Origin of the sequence: Ancylomarina salipaludis, assembly GCF_004122035.1 — a bacterium.
GTDB lineage: Bacteria > Bacteroidota > Bacteroidia > Bacteroidales > Marinifilaceae > Ancylomarina > Ancylomarina salipaludis.
In genome coordinates this window covers 180819-197987 of sequence record NZ_SAXA01000002.1, presented here as the reverse complement: position 1 = coordinate 197987, position 17169 = coordinate 180819, and the positions used below count along the sequence as shown (strand labels likewise).

Sequence of the window (17169 nt, the reverse complement as noted above, 5' to 3'; positions counted from 1 at the left end):
TAATATGTTATTATTCTTAGTTCAGATTCTGAAGATTTTGGTAAGGAATCTGAGTCATGCCTTCAGCCAATTGCTCGATGCCTTTCTCCAATTTTTTCTTCAACATCATCTTCATCATGGCATTCAATTCAGCGTGTACAGTTAGTCTAAGCTTCGTTTCATAAGGCCCTTTTTCAATCAACTGAATCCAAAAATAAAACTCGAAAGGACTACGGCCGTATCCGGTAAGTTTAAGCGTTTTGTTCTCCTCCTTTTCAACAAACTGCAAGCCGGCTTCACCAAAACCTTTAATGACAAAGGAACAATTGTCTTCGGTAGCCTCCCAATGTTCAATTTTATCCTTAAAATTCATTTTTTTATCCGTTTGCTCTTCAATCTTGGCTTGAACTTCAGGGTTCTCAGCAGCCAATTCGAAAACTTTCGCAATTTTTCTAAAATCAGATAAAAAGGAATAGATACTATTCACATGATTTGGAATGATTTTGATATCACTTACAATCTTCGTTGTTGCCATATACTTTTTATTTTAGAACACAAAAGAGGGTGTCCCATGCTAAGACACTCTCTTTTGATATATTTTTATTGGCTGTTTCCAGCTTTTATTTCTGCATCCAGGTTGATGGATCTTTACGCCATTCTTTCAACTGATCAACATCTTCATTTTTGATGTATCCAATCTCAAGCGCACGATCAATCATTGTGTTGTAATTACTTAAAGTTTCCAACTCGCAATTCGCATTTGTAAAGTTATCTTCTGCAGTCTGGAATCCGTATGTAAAAATGGCTAACATCCCCATCACCTCACATTCTGCATCACGAAGCGCTTGAACAGCTTTCAGACTAGATCCACCTGTTGAAATCAAATCTTCGATAACAACAACTTTTTGTCCGGCTTTCAAATCGCCTTCAATCATATTAGTCATTCCATGAGCTTTAGCAGAAGAACGAATGTAAACCATTGGTAAATTCAATTCATCAGCAACTAAAGCACCTAGTGCAATCGCACCGGTTGCAACGCCTGCAATCACTTCAACATCCGGGTATTTTGCTAAAACTGCCTTTGCAAAAGCCTTTTTAATATCGTTTCTTACTTCCGGATACGATAATGTTTTACGATTATCACAGTAAATTGGCGACTTCCATCCCGAAGCCCAAGTGAATGGGTTTGTAGGTTCTAGCTTAATTGCTTTTATTTGCAAAAGGTATTCAGCGATTTGTTTTGCAGTACTTTGCATAGGACTATTGGATTTAATGGTTCAATAAATATGAGTTGATTAAACAAAACGGAGTGAAATACTCAAGCTTATACCACAGTGATACAAACTTTTACAACACCAGTCTTTTAATCTGAAATCATCCGCAAATGTATAAAGTATTTTTTAAAGATCGTGCAATTTTCTTAGGCGATAAGGCTGAAAGTATGAATTTTCATGGCATGGTTTATCTATGGACTGAAGGGGATAATCTGGAAGCTATTGTTTCAGATTTCGATCAGGACGAAAATAAAGCCACTTTATTTTTTGCTGCCGAAGATGTGGAAGCACTTTTTGCGGAATTCAAAAATCAATTCAAATACATTGAGGCCGCTGGTGGACTGGTTTTCAATCAGAACAATGAAATTTTGGCCATTCACCGTCTGGGCAGATGGGATTTACCCAAAGGAAAAGTTGAAAAGGGGGAAACGATAAGCGAAGCTGCCATTCGCGAAGTTGAAGAAGAATGTGGCATCAGCCATTTACACTTGAGCGAGGAACTTGAATCGACTTTTCATACCTATTGGATGAAAAATACCTGGGTATTGAAACGCAGCTATTGGTTTAAAATGCATTATGTGGGCAATGAAAAATTAGTCCCTCAAACTGAGGAAGATATTGAAAAAGTTATTTGGATGCCAGCGAATCAGCTCGATGAATTCAAATCGAATACCTATGCTTCAATTCTGGAAGTGATCAAAAATCTGGAATAAATTCAATCACATACTCCAATCTTTCACTTTTTAGAATAATTTTCCCGAAGTATCTGTCTTTGAATCTTCACAAAGATTTTTTCAATCCCATCATGAGGTCCTCTTGCTGGATATTGATAGACTTTGCCTTCAGGATCGATAATAATATAGCTTGGAAACACCTTAATCTTATAATCTCGCAAGACGGTATTATTCTTATCGATCTGTACGATGGGCCAAGTTGCCTTTTCTTCTTTCAAACGATTTTGAAAACGAATAGGATCAACATCACTGGCTAAACTTAAAAATTCAATATCCTTACCAAAGGCTTCTTTCAATTTTTCCAACAATTCAGAATCACGTTCCCAAACTGAATTGGTCGTATTACAAAAATTGAGATATAGATATTTCCCCTTATAATCTTCCAGACTGATCGTCCCCACTTTGAACAGAGGGGCATTTGTGTTTTTAAGTAAATGCGATAGTTCTGTCAGAAAATTCCGAGTCAACTTAGTCAAATTTTCATCCTGTGAATTCTGCTTTATTTTTTGAATAATACCAATAGCCTTACTTCGGGTTAAAAGCCCATTTTCAGTTCCATCGAACACAGATTTCGCTAATAACAGATCTCTGAAATTTTTATCCTGATATACCGAATAAGCCTTCATGGCATCATCCAAAGCCTGATAAGGATTAGACGATTCAAGCGCTTTACTAAACTTCGATTTTTCTCTTCGATGAAAAGCTGAAGCCAAAGAATTGTCATAAATTTTCTTGAACAAAGTTGTGTAAGCCAAATTATTCAAAGCCATTCCCCTATTGGCAAAATATTGATTCTCCATGCGAATATAAGCCTCAGGTGAAGCCAGGTAATCCAAATAAGCCAAACGATATTCCAAATAAACCCGAAAATACGGGTGTTTCACATCAGCAAATTTTGTTTTCATTTGCTTCGCAAAATCGATCCCAAGAGATGATGAGCCCTGATTGTAAATTCCATCAAAATTTTGATTGATGAAATTATCAATCTGATTATCAAATTGACGAATCAGGCTATTCAAACCATTTTTATCTGCATTTCTAAAACCCAGAAATACATCCTGAGGTTCAAAAAAAGGATCCAGCTTTTGTGCAGGAGACAAATCGCGACGAGGTGGTAAGCTAACTTGATATTCCTTACCTGCTTCAACAAAAAAATAGCCTCGGAATACACCAAGAGGCAAAAATACCATTTGCGTTTCAGCTATTTCAAATTCAACTGAAAACTGACCTTGCTTATCGAGCTGCAAAATAGCCAACTGCTTTTCAGTTTTCGAGAAAGCATCGTCATAACAAAGCACCTTGATTTGCATATTCGCATAAGCAGCATGTTGCCCAAACAGCTTTACTTTTTTAGCAAAACTTGATTGTACTCCAAGAGTCAATATCAGGAAAAGAACTAGTGATCGCATAATTAGAGTATTATAACAATTCTCGTGAAAATATTGGAATATTAAGATATAAACAGCCCCACTATAATAGGCTTCGAAACTTCTCTTTTATGATGCTAATTAAAGAACTATCAATAACTGGTTCTCTTTTTATAAATTCGTGATTCTGCAATTGTCTGTAGTCAGTTTTTCCAATTTGATTGTCATCAATATCGGTAAATGATTCTATTGAAAAAACATACTGATTTGATTCACTTGAAAAATTACCAAAAATAAACTGTCTTGTTATTGCTCTTAAAAACACCTCAAGTTTTGAAACGAGTAATTCACTTGTCTTTTCATAAATTACCTCAAGCGAATTTGTTTTTTTAAACATTCTATAAAACTTCTTTTCCCCATAGTATTCTTTTAGTAAAGAATCCTCAATCTTTTCCCACTTATTTTTTGCGTCAAACTTCTGTTCATTTCCAAGAATAATATCCAAATTGAAGTAACGCGCTCTACTTCCATATGCAGTAAGTACTTCACAGATCTCTTTTATCGTCTTATCACTTGTTATAATTTTATAATCATCTTTTGCAAAAGGCAGATCTATTGGAATACATATTCCTTCAATTTTATCTTTTAAAAAATCAATATTATGACCATTTTTTCGATTCCATATTTCATTTGTTCTTGGAAGTCTTCCATTAACTTCTTTAAAGTTCAAACATAACATCGATTTAAATAATCTTTCAAATCCGCCTGAAAGGTAAATTAATGGTGGGTCATAAAAATTGTTCGCAGCTGTTATTTTTTGAATTTCAGCTAAACCATTTCTTAGATATTTTACCGAATTCTCTATCTCAGTAACTATGGCAATATTTCTGGAGATCTCATTCACTTTTTACAATTTGTAAGCATCAGGGTCCTGCACCTCCGGCACAAATTGAGAAGCATCTCCCCCATGACGAATAATATCACGCACAATCGTCGATGTAATCATCGTATGTTCTGGTGTTGTCAATAAAAAAATCGATTCCAAATCGTACTCCATCTTTTTATTGATTTGCGCAATGGCACGCTCATATTCAAAATCGGCAGCCGTACGTAAACCACGTAAGATAAACTGAGCCCCTTTTGCCTTACAATATTCCACCGTTAACCCACCATAAATCTCAACTTCAATTCTTGGGTCGTTATTAAAGCTTTCTTTTATCCACTGAATCCGTTTCTCAATCGGGAAAAACTGTTTTTTCTCAGAATTATAACCTATGGCTATTACGATTTTATCGAATAAAGGTAATGCTCGAGTGACAATTGATTTATGTCCTACTGTAAATGGATCAAACGATCCTGGAAATATGGCTATACGCTCCATTTCTTTCTTAATGAATTAACGAGATCATTCTTAATTATTGCGAATTTTCTCATATTTTGATAAACTAAATAATACAAACTTAGATATAATTAATCAAAGTCATACGATTGAATGATTAACAATCGACTTTACTTGATTTTGATTTTTTTGTATGAACTCACAAAAAGGATATTCCCCATATCGTCGAATCCGGTAAACAGATCCAACTTATCGCGATCGATATCTTCTCTGTTAAAACCTAAAATCGTTAAATCGGCATCTATGGATTTGTTCATAATTTCCTTCTTCTTATCTGTATGATCAATTCCAATCAACTCGATATTACTCGATGAAATTGGCAACTGTCCCGAACGAATCAAACTCAGCAACTTGCCTTGCTCTTTTTCAAGATCTTTTTCAGGATACATGGCAAAAATCTTAATCATACTCTTTTTCCAATCCGGATGTCCTTGAATAATATAAGCCAACAGAATCATCAAATTTGCATTCTCATAGTCTTCCGAACCAATCCAAATATGAATTTCCTTGTGATAGCCAAATCCCTTATAAGAAGTATTTAATATACAAACATCAAATTGTGTTGACTCAATCAATTCATAATTATCAATCACATACTTCAATTGCTTGGGTTTGCTACGTGAATATTCAAACAAAATGGAATTATACCCATGCCCCGATATACCGGAAAGCTGCATCACCTGAGCAATGGCCGAAGTCATCGAAGGGCTGATAATAGTATCCAGGAAAACACGATTACGACTTCCGGATGCCAAATGAATCAATCGCTTCATTACACTCTTAGATTCATCATTTGTCTTCTCGTTTAGGAAGCCTTCCAGATAATGAATGTAGGTTCCAAAACCATACTTATATGAGATCCATCGCAATAAATCAAAAGCTGAACGACGTTTGAAGGTATCCTGAGAAATACAAATGGCAAAAGGTCTCCAACTCACTTCACGATCGACTTTCTCAGCCCGCTGTGCAAAAATCTGTAAGTATCGGCTCAGCTGAAAAACAACCCCTCGGAAAAGTTTTGCAAGTCCACGGTGTTCCTTATTACTCACATTGATGCCATAATAAATAACCCCCATTATCAATAGCGAAACAATCGCATAAATCATATTCATTTTAAACATGATCCAAAACGAAAGGATAGCTCCCATCAGAGAAAAGTACCAACGCGAACGAAAGGTTGGTCGGTAAGATGGATCTGCTGCAAAATGTTCGAGAAATGAAATCATACAAATGGCACCATAGGTCACCATAAAGAACATTGATATAATCTGTGCAACAAAATCAACATCACCAATCAATATAAATACAAAAGCAATTGCAATTGAAATAACAGAAGCGTTTAACGGCTCTTTGGTCTTTCTATTCTCGGTTTTCAACCATTTGTTTAAACCTTTCTGAGGGAAAATATCATCCATCCCAATAGCCTGTAAAGTACGAGGAGCAACCATAATAGAGCCTAAAGCTGATGAAAGCGAAGCTGCAGCCAAACCAATCGGAATAATAGGAGCCCAAATCGCAATATTACTCATAATTAACTGATTGCTATCTAAATCTTCGGGACTGGCAGAAACCGTAAATTTATAAGCAGCCAATAAGTAAATTATCAAGCCCCCTATGGTTGCCCATATGGTCCCTCGGGGAATCGATTTCTTTGGATTTTTCAAATCGCCAGACAAACCTAAACCAGCTGCAAGCCCAGTAAATGCGGGGAAAACAATGGTGAAAACATAGAAAAAGCTTTTCGGATTCTCTATGGTTGCATCTAAAACAATATCCTGAGGGGCATCTGCCGGCGATCCAATAAAAAACATAAAAAGAGATGTTGCCAATGTTGCCACAACAATATACAAAACCTTCATTCCCATATTCGAACCTCTCCACAAGAATAGGCCCGACAGTAAAACCATTGCCGGAACAGAAATGGCCCGTTTGTCGTAAATCAGCCATCCAAAATTGTGAGCAATCCACTGAATGAGAGGGTCAAAAGCTTCAGCAAAAGCAATAATATAAAAAGCAACCGATATAGCTTGTGACAAATAGAGTGTAATTCCAATTGCAGCTCCAATATTCAACCCAAATGATCGGGATATGATGTAATAAGCCCCTCCTCCCAACACTTTCTGGTTGGTTGCAATTTCAGCAACCGCCATTGCCGTTGGAATGGTAATCATATGTCCTAAAATAATGATTCCAATAACACCGATAAAACCAACATTACCAACAGCCCATCCAAAACGCAGGAAAAGAATAGCTCCCAAGATGGTTGAAATAGCCGTCATAAAAACGGGCAATGTCCCAAAATTGGCAGTAGGTTTTGCAAAATTATTAGCCATATATTTTAATGAGTTTCAATTTTTAGAATAGTATGCAGAAAAAACTAAAGGTGATTTTAAAGCTTGAACGGTTCGACTGCTCTTTGATAAATTCCTTGTACATATGCAATGGCCAAACCATAATTACTCACAGGAATCCCCGCTTCAATTGCAGGTAAAAGACGGTTGAGGATTTGTTTCTTGGTAATCATACAGCCCCCACATTGAATCACCATGGCATAATCGGTGATGGGACGTTGAATAGCATCCAATCCTGAAACAACATCGAATTCCAATTCACAATTACAATATTTTCTCAGCCAGGCAGGCAGTTTAAACCGACCAATATCTTCGCAGGAAACATGATGCGAACAGGACTCAAGGATTAAAACCCGATCGCCATTTTTCAAATCATCAATCTTAGGGGTGCCTTTTAGATAGTTTTCAAAATCCCCTTTTTGTCTGGCTAAAACCGTACTGAAACTTGTCAGAGGAATATCTTTAGGTACCAATTGCCCCGCCAAATCGAATATCTGACTATCGGTGATAGCCAATTTGGGTTTTACATTGGTGTTTTTAAAGAACTCAGTCACCTGATCTTGCTGCAAAACAATATTCACACAATGGTTATCCAAAACATCACGAATCAATTGAACCTGAGGTAAAATCATTCGTCCGGCCGGAGCCTCTGAATCAATCGGGCAAATCAGCATCACCACATCATTAGGCTGAACCAAATCGCCAATAATGGTTTTGAAAACCTTGGAAGATTCGGGTGCTGTTTTTTTTATTAAATCAATGACCTCTTCAAAATTATCCGGCTTAACTGTCGAGAAATCGATCACCGAAGTTTTGTAAGTGCTCTCTAAATCCGCTTTTAATTCCTCATTAATCTTAACCTTATCCGACTTATTATGAATGATAAAAAACGGTGTCTTATAATAATCGAATTTCTTAATTAAATCCTTTTCGAAATCACCAAATTCATTATCGGCAATAACCAACAAAGCCAAATCGACAGTAGAAATCGAATGCAAGGTTTTTTCAATTCGCTTGGTACCCAAATCGCCAGTATCGTCAATACCTGCAGTATCAACCAAAATAACCGGGGCATAATCGAGTATTTCAAATGATTTCTTCACCGGATCGGTTGTCGTACCGGCTGTATCAGACACAATGGCAATTTGCTGATCAGCCAAGGTGTTTATTATAGACGATTTCCCCAGATTTCGGCGCCCGTAAATACCTATATGTGTTTTATGATCTTTTGTCTTCATCGAATATCTTTCTAATAATTCTCACCCATCAATTCTGATTTGCACCTGCGTACAATTTGATATCCTGAAGGGTTATTTCTTTCCCTCCCAAAATAATCAAACGTTCAATAATGTTTCTGAACTCACGAATATTCCCGGTGTAGTCAAATTTCAAAAGTTCTGAAACTGCATCCTCAGCTATCGATTTTGGAGGCAAGCCCATTTCAGAACAAATCAAATCAATAAAGTGCTGTGCCAATAGAGGAATATCTTCCAGTCTTTCATTTAAGGCAGGAACTTTAATCAGAATTACGCTTAATCTATGATACAAATCCTCACGAAATTTCCCAAGACCAATTTCATCCGATAGATTTTTGTTGGTTGCGGCAATTACTCTCACATTCACCTTTATTTCCTTATCGCCACCAACACGGGTTATTTTATTTTCCTGCAAGGCACGCAACACCTTAGCCTGAGCAGACAAACTCATATCGCCAATTTCATCCAGAAACAGAGTGCCACCATCGGCCAATTCAAACTTTCCTTTGCGCTGTTTATGCGCCGATGTAAAAGAGCCTTTTTCATGCCCAAACAACTCACTTTCGATTAACTCGGAAGGAATTGCCGCACAATTCACCTCAACAAATGGATTTTTAGCACGATTACTTTTCTCATGAATGCGGTGAGCCACCAATTCTTTTCCGGTTCCATTAGGTCCCGTAATCAAAACACGCGCATCCGTTGGGGCAACCTTTTCAATCATTTCATTCAGTTCCATAATGGCTTTCGATTCGCCAATCATATCGTATTTTTTACTGACCTTTCTTTTCAAGACTTTGGTTTCAGTCAATAAAACAGCTTTATCTAATGCATTTTTAATTGTGATTAAGATGCGATTTAAATCCAAAGGCTTTTCAATAAAATCGAAAGCCCCTTTTTTTATTGCCTCAACCGCTGTATCGATATTGCCATGTCCTGATATCATGATAACGGGTACATCAAATGCAATTTCCTGCAACTTTTCAAGCACCTCTATCCCATCCATTTCCGGCATTTTAATATCACAAAGAATCACATCGAATTCATTATCACTTACCATTTTAATGGCCTCCATCCCGTTTTCGGCAAGGCTAACCTGATAGTTTTCGTATGATAAAATATCTTTTAATGTATTGCGGATACTTCTTTCGTCATCAACGATTAAAATTTTTGACATGCTATAGTATTAAATAATGATCTACTTCTTAAAATTCTAGTCGGAAGATACTGATTTTTCCGGTTGTTTTATCCCCTTAATGTAATCAAATAAAGCCCCTTCCTTCAATGCATAGGCCGATTGAAACAAAATGGATACACCACTTTCCTTAACCAGGAAATTGATAAATATACTAGCAATAACCATCAAATGAACCCGTGCCATATCCATGCCTTGCATCTGCATGCGTTCTTCAAGAGTCGAATCCAGAAAGCGTTGATGCAGACTATTAAAATCTTCAAGCTTAATATGATAATGTGTTTTGCCTGTCTCTATGGTTTCTCTTTCCTCAGCAAGCAAAACCTGACGTAGGGTTGAAAAAGAACCCGATGACCCGATTAAGGTTTTAACAGAATAGGTTTGAAAAGCTTCGATTAAATCACGAAGTTGTTCCCTCAGGAAAGCTTCAATCTCACCCAATTCGTCCATTCTTATAGGATCAGAAGGTTGAAATTGTTCCAGCAAACGCGTCATCCCTATGGGATAAGACTTCTTCCAGAATATTTTCTCAGAATTGGCAATAATAATCTCATTACTGCCTCCTCCAATATCCAGAATCGCTACAATCTCCTCATCCAAACCAACTGCCTCACGAGTTCCGTAGTAAATTAACTCTGCCTCTCTGTTCCCCGAAATAATCCTTACATCGATATCAAAATCGCGACGAATTTGTTTAACAAATTCTTTGCCGTTTTTGGCTGTTCGAATCGCTGAAGTTGCAAACCCAAAGGTTTTAACCGTTTGATAGTCGTTTATAATCTGTTTCATCTCAGCGAGGGCAATCTGTGCCCGTTGTTTAGCCTCATTAGTAATATAATTCTGATTGATGCCTCCTTCGCCAATTTTAGCCGGATATTTAGATCTGTGGAGTATATTAATCTGCTTATCAACTGTAATTTCAGCCACAAGCAAATTAAATGTATTGGTACCCAAATCGATAATTGAGATACGCATATGAGAATGAGTTTTCGATTAAAAAATTGCTCTTACAGGTATCGAAAGTAGTGAAAATTCAGTGCATAACAAGTTAAAAAAACTCAAGAAGAAAGGAAAAATGAATCAAATGATTCTCAACCTCTGTTGGCTATATCATCTCAACCAATCATCGGGATTAATTAAAGGCATAAGACAGTGAAAAGACATTTGAATATTTGGCGATAGACTGATCACCAATATCAGTCAGCGCATAATCCAAACGAAAGCCTTTATAATGAATCCCCACGCCCAAATTAGGCTGAAACACGATTGACTCTTTTTGTTTAAAATCCGTTTCGCGTTGGATGTTTCCAACTCCCAAGCGTAAGTAAATAAGAGATTCATACTGAAACTCCAGACCCAAATGCGGATCAATACTCACAGGATCCCCTTCAACTAAAACATGCCGTTTCCCATCAAAGGTTAAATCGGCATCCAACTCTGCCAAAACAGAAAGCTTATCTGTTAATGTAAAATCACGACTCACTCCCAATATCAATCGAGGCAAGGTTATCTCAGTTGAATTCTCGGGTATTTCATTTCCTGTGGTATTATAAACTTCTTCGAGATTATCCGTATTAAACACCCACGCATTAAAAGTCGAACTGGCATCACGAAGTAAAACCCCCATTTGCCATTTCCCTTTTTTATACTTTAAAGCTGCATCAATTCCAAAACCATAAGCTGAGGCAAAATCACCCGTGTGCCGATAAATCACCTTCACATTTCCGCCGAGCGACAGACCTTCAACCTTAGTTTTCTTGGCATATGAAAAAAGAAAGGCATAATCAGCGGCAGAAAAAGTTGTCACCAAATCGTAACGAACATTTCCATCTTTGTCAATCAGTTCGAGCGTATTGGGAATATCATCAACACCAAAACGAATGACACTAAAGGCCAAAGCACTTTTTTCATCCAGCTTAATTCCCAAACCGGCATAATCGTATGCTGCCATCCCTGCAAAATATTCAGCATGCATAACCGAAACATCATATTTCCGATTCAATTCTACCAAATTCGCAGGATTCCAATAAGCCGCTTCCACACCTTCCTGCGAAGCAACTGCAACATTCCCCATCGCAAAAGCACGGCCCCCAATTCCTACAGACAGAAATTCATTGCTGTATTTAGGTGCCGTGGTTTGAGCCAACAAGGTCAAACCTGAAAAAAGAGAGACTATTAAAAGTAGGTGTTTCAACATGCTATTGTCTTTGAACGAGAGGTAAAAATACAATGCTTTTTTAATTCGACGACATTCTCCCCTAAACTTTTCATTGCATTCCGATTTTTAGATTAATTTTGCAATGCTCATTGTACTGAGCAATAGCTATTGATCAAAACCCACTTAAAATGTCAATTACAAAACATATTCCCAATACCATTACCTGTCTAAATATTTTATCAGGATGTGTTGCCAGCTTATTAGCCATAGAAGGTTATCTCTTTCCGGCTGCCCTTTTCATTATTATAGCAGCTGTTTTTGATTTTATGGATGGTCTGTTTGCCAGATTGCTGGGAGCTTATTCTCCAATGGGAAAAGAATTGGATTCACTGGCTGATATGTTAAGTTTTGGTTTTGCTCCTGCAAGCATCGCCTTTTCTTACCTGCGTTTAGCCGTTCTGGGAGATAGTGGAGCAGCTTTTACTCCTGAAAGCTTAAGTTATTCGCAAATTGCAATTCTCTTATCAGCTTATCTTATTTCAATCTTTTCAGGACTTCGGTTAGCAAAGTTTAATGTTGATACACGCCAAACCAGTTCGTTTATTGGTGTTCCAACTCCGGCAAATGCCATGTTCTGGGCCTCATTACCCATTATTCTGCACTATGGTGATTATCCTATGATTGAAAGTTGGCTTTCCAACCCATGGGTTATTATTTCAGCCGTTCTGATCACATCTTACCTGTTGGTTGCTGAAATTCCCATGTTCGCTCTAAAAGTCAAAAGTCTGAAATGGCAGGAAAATCAAATCCGCTATCTGTTTCTCATCAGCTTAGTCATTCTTGCCATTCTATTAAAATGGTTGGTTATACCACTCATTCTCTTTGTTTATATCTTTTTCTCATTGATTGATAATTTAAGGAAGTAAACAAAACCATACTAAAAAAATATTTCGAAGCCCTCATTCCAGCGAATGAGGGCTTTTTATTTTACTCTCCTATCAAAATTATAAGCTCATAAAAAGATAATCCAAACTAATTATGAAAGATTATCCCCCTATTTCATTAAGCAAAAACCTCTGACTTTTCCTTATTCTAAGCCATATTTAAAGCAAACAACTGTCTTCCTCATCAATATTGATATTCTATATTAAAAAATATTGAAAGATGCACTGTGATTAATTAAGTAAAATTTTTAACTTGTATGACGAGTACAATTATCTAAGGATTAAATTATTCCGGATTTTCTAAATAAAATCTGGTTTCTTATTGAGAATATAGACATCATACTTATATAAAGCATTTGTAAATCATTCTACCATGAGTAAACTTTGCCTATTCTTTTCTATTGTCTTTTTTCTACTGACAACTTCCCCATCTTTCTCCGAGAACCAAAACACACAAAATCACGATAAATCTGATCACAATTTCCTCGAATCATCTAAGCGGGGAGAACGTCTATTTAAAGGTTTAGTTCTTACAAAAACTAAACTAAAAGCTTGTGTTAGCTGCCATAATATCAGTTTTTCGGATACGCTTAACTGGAACCCTTCAGCATGGGATATTGCCCATAGTTTTTCGAGTAAAGAAATATCTGACTTTAACTCCATTCTAAATGCTCCTATTGCAAAAGTCATGTCTAAAGTTCATGCTGGATACGCATACAATGACGAAGAACTTAAGCATATTAAAAACTACCTAGTCAAACTAAAGGAATATGGTACTCAAGAACAAAAGCCAGTTGTCAACAATCTCATCCTATTTCTATTTCTTGGTTTACTTATCACACTTGCACTAATAGATCTTTTCTTCACTAAAAAGATAAAATATAAGTTCATCACTATTCTAATTTTCTTTTTGGCATTAGGCTATCAAATAAAAATGCTTAGTGAGGATGCCATGGCTCTTGGGCGAAATGAAAATTACGCTCCCGATCAACCCATAAAATTTTCACACAAAGTACATGCTACTGATAATAAAATAGATTGTAGATATTGCCATACAGGTGTCGACAATAGTAAATCAGCGGTTATCCCCTCTGCAAATGTTTGTCTCAACTGTCATTCCATAGTTAGAGAAGGTCGAAACTCAGGCAAGTTTGAAATCAATAAAATTCATGCTGCTATCGAGAACAATAAACCTATTGAATGGATTCGTGTTCATAAACTTCCTGACCATGTCTTCTTTAGCCATGCACAACATGTGAATGTTGGCAAGCGCGAGTGTCAGGAATGCCATGGGGAAGTTGAAAAAATGCACATCGTTAAACAGGTTGAAGATTTATCAATGGGTTGGTGTTTGGATTGTCATGATAAAACAGCTGTTGATTTCAACACCAACAACTATTACTCCAACACGTTCAAAAAACTCCATCTTAAAATTGTAAAAGAACAAATTGATAGTGTCCGAGTTAAAGATATTGGTGGACGAGAATGTGCCCGTTGTCATTACTAAGCAAAGCACTACTTACTAATCTGAGGAGCTAACTGAAAAAATACCCAATATGAAAAAATACTGGAAAAGCCAGCACGAAAAAAACGAAAGTTCTGAAGCTAAAATAACAAAGCATACCCCCAAAGGTAATTTGGAGCAAGTTCTCGATATTTTTGAAGATGGTACGGCAGAAGCAAAGAGTAATCGTCGAGATTTCTTAAAGCTTTGTGGTTACAGTTTAGCTATTACAACCGTTTTATCAAGCTGTGAAAATACCGTTCAAAAAGCGATTCCATATCTGAATAAACCAGAAGAAATAACACCAGGCATAGCCAACTATTATGCTTCTACTTATATGAATGCCAGTGATTATGCCAGTATTCTCATTAAAACAAGAGAAGGAAGACCTATTAAGATTGAAGGGAATAACTTGTCTCCAATCAGTAATGGAGCTTGCTCTGCTCGAGTTCAAGCCTCTGTATTGAGCTTATACGACAATAGCCGTTATCAATCTCCTCAAATAGAAAAAGAGAAGGTTTCATGGGACAAGTTTGATGACTCAATCTTAAAAGCATTGGATTCTCAAAAGGAAAATAAAATCGCTTTATTAACACCGACTATTTTCAGCCCTTCTACCCGCAAAGCTATTAAGTATTTTACTGATGCTTATCCAAACATTAAATGGATTCAATACGATACGCAATCGGCAAGTGCAATCCTACAAGCTCAAAAATTGTGTTTTGGCAAAGATGGATTACCTGATTATCGATTCAATAAAGCAAATTTGATTGTTAGTTTCGATGCTGATTTCTTAGGAACATGGCTCAATCCTAGTGAGTATATCAAAACATATACGGATACCCGCAAACTTTCGGGTTCTCTAAATAAAATGTCTCGACATATTCAATTCGAATCGAGAATGAGTTTAACGGGTAGCAATGCTGATGAAAGGCACGCGATAAAACCTTCGGAATTAAACCTTCTGATTGCTCAGCTTTATAATGAGATTGTGATATTAAAAGGGCAACAAAAACATGATGTTCCAGAGGCAACAAAAATAATTAAAGAGCTGGCAAAAGATTTACTTGAACAAAAATCACACTCCGTAGTTGTTTCAGGAAGCCAGGAGTTGAATGCACAGATTCTGATTAATGCCATCAATTATGAATTAGAGAATTTCAATTCTAGTATTAATCTGGAAAATCCTCTTTTAAATCATCAAGCCATTGATGAAGATATGGATCAACTTATAGACAATTTAGCATCTGGACAAGTAAAAGGTCTAATATGCTATCATACAAATCCTGTGTATTCTCATCCTAAAGGAGAAAAAATTAAGAAAGCGATTGAATCTCTTTCATTCAGTTTATCAATTCATGAGACGCCAAACGAAACTTCATCGTTGATGAAATACATAGCTCCTGATAATCATTATCTGGAAAGTTGGAATGATGCAGAGATCAAAAAGGATTCGTACAGTTTAATGCAACCTGCTATCCATCCACTATTCGATACCCGCCAGTTTCAGGCATCTCTTTTAAAATGGTCAGGTCAAGATGTCGATTATCATAAATTTATCATGAAACATTGGGAAGAAACACTTTTCCCAAGTCAAACCCTTTACACAAATTTTAAATCCTATTGGGAGCATACCTTACAAGAAGGCATCTTTCAAACGAAGACTGTATCAGGTAACAAACTAAAGTTTGCTGAGCTTGATATCATTAAAATCCTTGAGGCCATTACTCAAAAAAAGAAAACGAATAGGATTGAACTCCAGATATACGAAAAGGTAACCATTGGGGATGGCAGTATGGCTAATAATCCATGGTTGCAAGAAATGCCAGATCCTATAAGTAAAATTTGCTGGGATAATTACCTCAATATTTCACCTAAGCAAGCCAAAGAACTTGGTCTTGAAACCGGAAATATGATTAAACTCAATGGTGATCTTGAATTACCAGTCTATATTCTGCCTGGTCAAGCTTATAACACAGTCTCTATCGCGATGGGGTATGGAAGAACTATTTGTGGTAAGGTTGGTAAAGATGTTGGCTTTAAAGCTAGTCATCTAAATACGAATCAACATTCGTCTGTCACACTTGAAAAAATTGAAGGACATTTCGATTTTGCGATGACTCAAACTCACCATTCTATGGAAGGTCGAGCAATCGTTCGTGAAGCCAATCTGGATGAATATCAGAAAAACCCAAAAGCAGGAAACGATCATAAACACGAGTATAAGAATGCAGGGATTTATAAAGAACCCGAATTCCCGAATCATCATTGGGGATTAGCTATTGACTTAAATGCTTGTGTTGGATGTGGTGCTTGCACAATTGCTTGTCAGGCTGAAAACAATGTCCCAATTGTAGGAAAGAAAGAAGTTATTCGCGCTCACGAAATGTCATGGATCCGGATTGACCGTTATTTCTCGGGTGATGAAAACGAGCCTGGAGTTGTCTTTCAACCTGTTATGTGTCAGCATTGTGATAACGCACCATGTGAAAATGTTTGCCCTGTAGCTGCTACAAATCATAGCAGTGAAGGATTGAATCAAATGATTTACAACAGATGTATTGGAACACGTTACTGCGGAAACAATTGTCCCTATAAAGTCAGACGTTTTAATTGGTTTGATTATACCCAAGCTGATTCAATTCCAAATAACCTTCATGATCCAACTGGCATGACTTTAGATTTAAGTCGAATGGTCCTTAATCCTGATGTTACAATCAGGGCCAAAGGTGTGATTGAAAAGTGCTCGATGTGTGTTCAGAGAATTCAGGAAGGCAAACTTAATGCGAAGCTTGAAGGACGAAAAGTTAAAGATGGTGATATCAAAACGGCTTGCCAACAAACCTGCCCTTCCGGAGCCATTCTTTTCGGTGACTTAAACGACAAGGGGAGTGACTTATTTAAACTTGCTTCCAGCGATAGGAACTACCATCTATTGGAAGAAATTCATACGCTTCCTTCAGTTAGTTATCTAACGAAAATCAGAAATAAAAAGAGTTAAACCACTA

At 36.8% G+C, this 17169-nt stretch carries 14 protein-coding genes; 4 read left to right on the top strand and 10 right to left on the bottom strand.

All coding sequences use genetic code 11. The annotated features are described in order from the left end of the window. Positions 1-16 precede the first annotated feature (16 nt). Positions 17-514, bottom strand: coding sequence for a hypothetical protein (locus EO244_RS03080; RefSeq protein WP_129252823.1), 498 nt, complete (start codon positions 512-514; stop codon positions 17-19). A gap of 85 nt (positions 515-599) precedes the next feature. After that, complete coding sequence (pyrE, locus tag EO244_RS03075) at positions 600-1235, bottom strand: orotate phosphoribosyltransferase (RefSeq protein ID WP_129252822.1); 636 nt, start codon at positions 1233-1235, stop codon at positions 600-602. A 128-nt stretch (positions 1236-1363) separates the two neighbouring features. Here pyrE and EO244_RS03070 point away from each other — a divergent pair, with 128 nt between their 5' ends. Beyond that, on the top strand, positions 1364-1966 hold the full coding sequence (locus tag EO244_RS03070) for an NUDIX hydrolase (protein ID WP_129252820.1): 603 nt from the start codon (positions 1364-1366) through the stop codon (positions 1964-1966). A 23-nt stretch (positions 1967-1989) separates the two neighbouring features. Here EO244_RS03070 and EO244_RS03065 read toward each other — a convergent pair whose 3' ends face one another. The 8 genes from EO244_RS03065 to EO244_RS03030 all read right to left on the bottom strand — a co-directional run bounded on the left by EO244_RS03065 (position 1990) and on the right by EO244_RS03030 (position 11752). After that, entirely contained in the window at positions 1990-3396 is a 1407-nt protein-coding gene (locus EO244_RS03065; RefSeq protein WP_129252818.1) for a TlpA family protein disulfide reductase, read from the bottom strand. Positions 3397-3457: 61 nt separating this feature from the next. Further along, positions 3458-4258 carry a hypothetical protein gene (locus EO244_RS03060; protein WP_129252816.1) on the bottom strand — a complete coding sequence of 267 codons (801 nt, stop codon included), beginning with the start codon at positions 4256-4258 and terminating at the stop codon, positions 3458-3460. A gap of 3 nt (positions 4259-4261) precedes the next feature. Next, a complete protein-coding gene (gene coaD / locus EO244_RS03055; RefSeq protein ID WP_129252814.1) occupies positions 4262-4735 on the bottom strand; it encodes a pantetheine-phosphate adenylyltransferase in 474 nt (157 codons plus the stop codon). A gap of 128 nt (positions 4736-4863) precedes the next feature. After that, positions 4864-7086, bottom strand: coding sequence for an amino acid permease (locus EO244_RS03050; RefSeq protein WP_129252813.1), 2223 nt, complete (start codon positions 7084-7086; stop codon positions 4864-4866). Positions 7087-7142: 56 nt separating this feature from the next. Continuing rightward, positions 7143-8342, bottom strand: a complete 1200-nt coding sequence (hydF, locus tag EO244_RS03045) for a [FeFe] hydrogenase H-cluster maturation GTPase HydF (protein WP_129252811.1) — start codon at positions 8340-8342, stop codon at positions 7143-7145. 28 nt (positions 8343-8370) lie between these two features. Further along, positions 8371-9537 carry a sigma-54-dependent transcriptional regulator gene (locus EO244_RS03040; protein WP_129252809.1) on the bottom strand — a complete coding sequence of 389 codons (1167 nt, stop codon included), beginning with the start codon at positions 9535-9537 and terminating at the stop codon, positions 8371-8373. A gap of 36 nt (positions 9538-9573) precedes the next feature. Further along, positions 9574-10530, bottom strand: coding sequence for a Ppx/GppA phosphatase family protein (locus EO244_RS03035; protein WP_129252808.1), 957 nt, complete (start codon positions 10528-10530; stop codon positions 9574-9576). 157 nt (positions 10531-10687) lie between these two features. Next, on the bottom strand, positions 10688-11752 hold the full coding sequence (locus tag EO244_RS03030) for a putative type IX sorting system protein PorV2 (protein WP_129252806.1): 1065 nt from the start codon (positions 11750-11752) through the stop codon (positions 10688-10690). Between the two features lie 149 nt (positions 11753-11901). Here EO244_RS03030 and EO244_RS03025 point away from each other — a divergent pair, with 149 nt between their 5' ends. From EO244_RS03025 to EO244_RS03015, 3 genes are all read left to right on the top strand, one after another. Then, a complete protein-coding gene (locus tag EO244_RS03025) occupies positions 11902-12639 on the top strand; it encodes a CDP-alcohol phosphatidyltransferase family protein (RefSeq protein ID WP_129252804.1) in 738 nt (245 codons plus the stop codon). Positions 12640-13030: 391 nt separating this feature from the next. Beyond that, positions 13031-14164 carry a cytochrome c3 family protein gene (locus EO244_RS03020; protein WP_129252802.1) on the top strand — a complete coding sequence of 378 codons (1134 nt, stop codon included), beginning with the start codon at positions 13031-13033 and terminating at the stop codon, positions 14162-14164. Positions 14165-14213: 49 nt separating this feature from the next. Then, entirely contained in the window at positions 14214-17162 is a 2949-nt protein-coding gene (locus EO244_RS03015; RefSeq protein ID WP_129252800.1) for a Fe-S-cluster-containing hydrogenase, read from the top strand. The last annotated feature ends 7 nt before the right edge of the window (positions 17163-17169 follow it).

What these genes read in the sequence shown, in the direction of transcription:
- EO244_RS03080 (WP_129252823.1), bottom strand. Translation starts at nt 514, where the DNA reads ATGGCAACAACGAAGATTGTAAGTGATATCAAAATCATTCCAAATCAT.
- pyrE (WP_129252822.1), bottom strand. Translation starts at nt 1,235, where the DNA reads ATGCAAAGTACTGCAAAACAAATCGCTGAATACCTTTTGCAAATAAAA.
- EO244_RS03070 (WP_129252820.1), top strand. Translation starts at nt 1,364, where the DNA reads ATGTATAAAGTATTTTTTAAAGATCGTGCAATTTTCTTAGGCGATAAG.
- EO244_RS03065 (WP_129252818.1), bottom strand. Translation starts at nt 3,396, where the DNA reads ATGCGATCACTAGTTCTTTTCCTGATATTGACTCTTGGAGTACAATCA.
- coaD (WP_129252814.1), bottom strand. Translation starts at nt 4,735, where the DNA reads ATGGAGCGTATAGCCATATTTCCAGGATCGTTTGATCCATTTACAGTA.
- EO244_RS03050 (WP_129252813.1), bottom strand. Translation starts at nt 7,086, where the DNA reads ATGGCTAATAATTTTGCAAAACCTACTGCCAATTTTGGGACATTGCCC.
- hydF (WP_129252811.1), bottom strand. Translation starts at nt 8,342, where the DNA reads ATGAAGACAAAAGATCATAAAACACATATAGGTATTTACGGGCGCCGA.
- EO244_RS03040 (WP_129252809.1), bottom strand. Translation starts at nt 9,537, where the DNA reads ATGTCAAAAATTTTAATCGTTGATGACGAAAGAAGTATCCGCAATACA.
- EO244_RS03035 (WP_129252808.1), bottom strand. Translation starts at nt 10,530, where the DNA reads ATGCGTATCTCAATTATCGATTTGGGTACCAATACATTTAATTTGCTT.
- EO244_RS03030 (WP_129252806.1), bottom strand. Translation starts at nt 11,752, where the DNA reads ATGTTGAAACACCTACTTTTAATAGTCTCTCTTTTTTCAGGTTTGACC.
- EO244_RS03025 (WP_129252804.1), top strand. Translation starts at nt 11,902, where the DNA reads ATGTCAATTACAAAACATATTCCCAATACCATTACCTGTCTAAATATT.
- EO244_RS03020 (WP_129252802.1), top strand. Translation starts at nt 13,031, where the DNA reads ATGAGTAAACTTTGCCTATTCTTTTCTATTGTCTTTTTTCTACTGACA.
- EO244_RS03015 (WP_129252800.1), top strand. Translation starts at nt 14,214, where the DNA reads ATGAAAAAATACTGGAAAAGCCAGCACGAAAAAAACGAAAGTTCTGAA.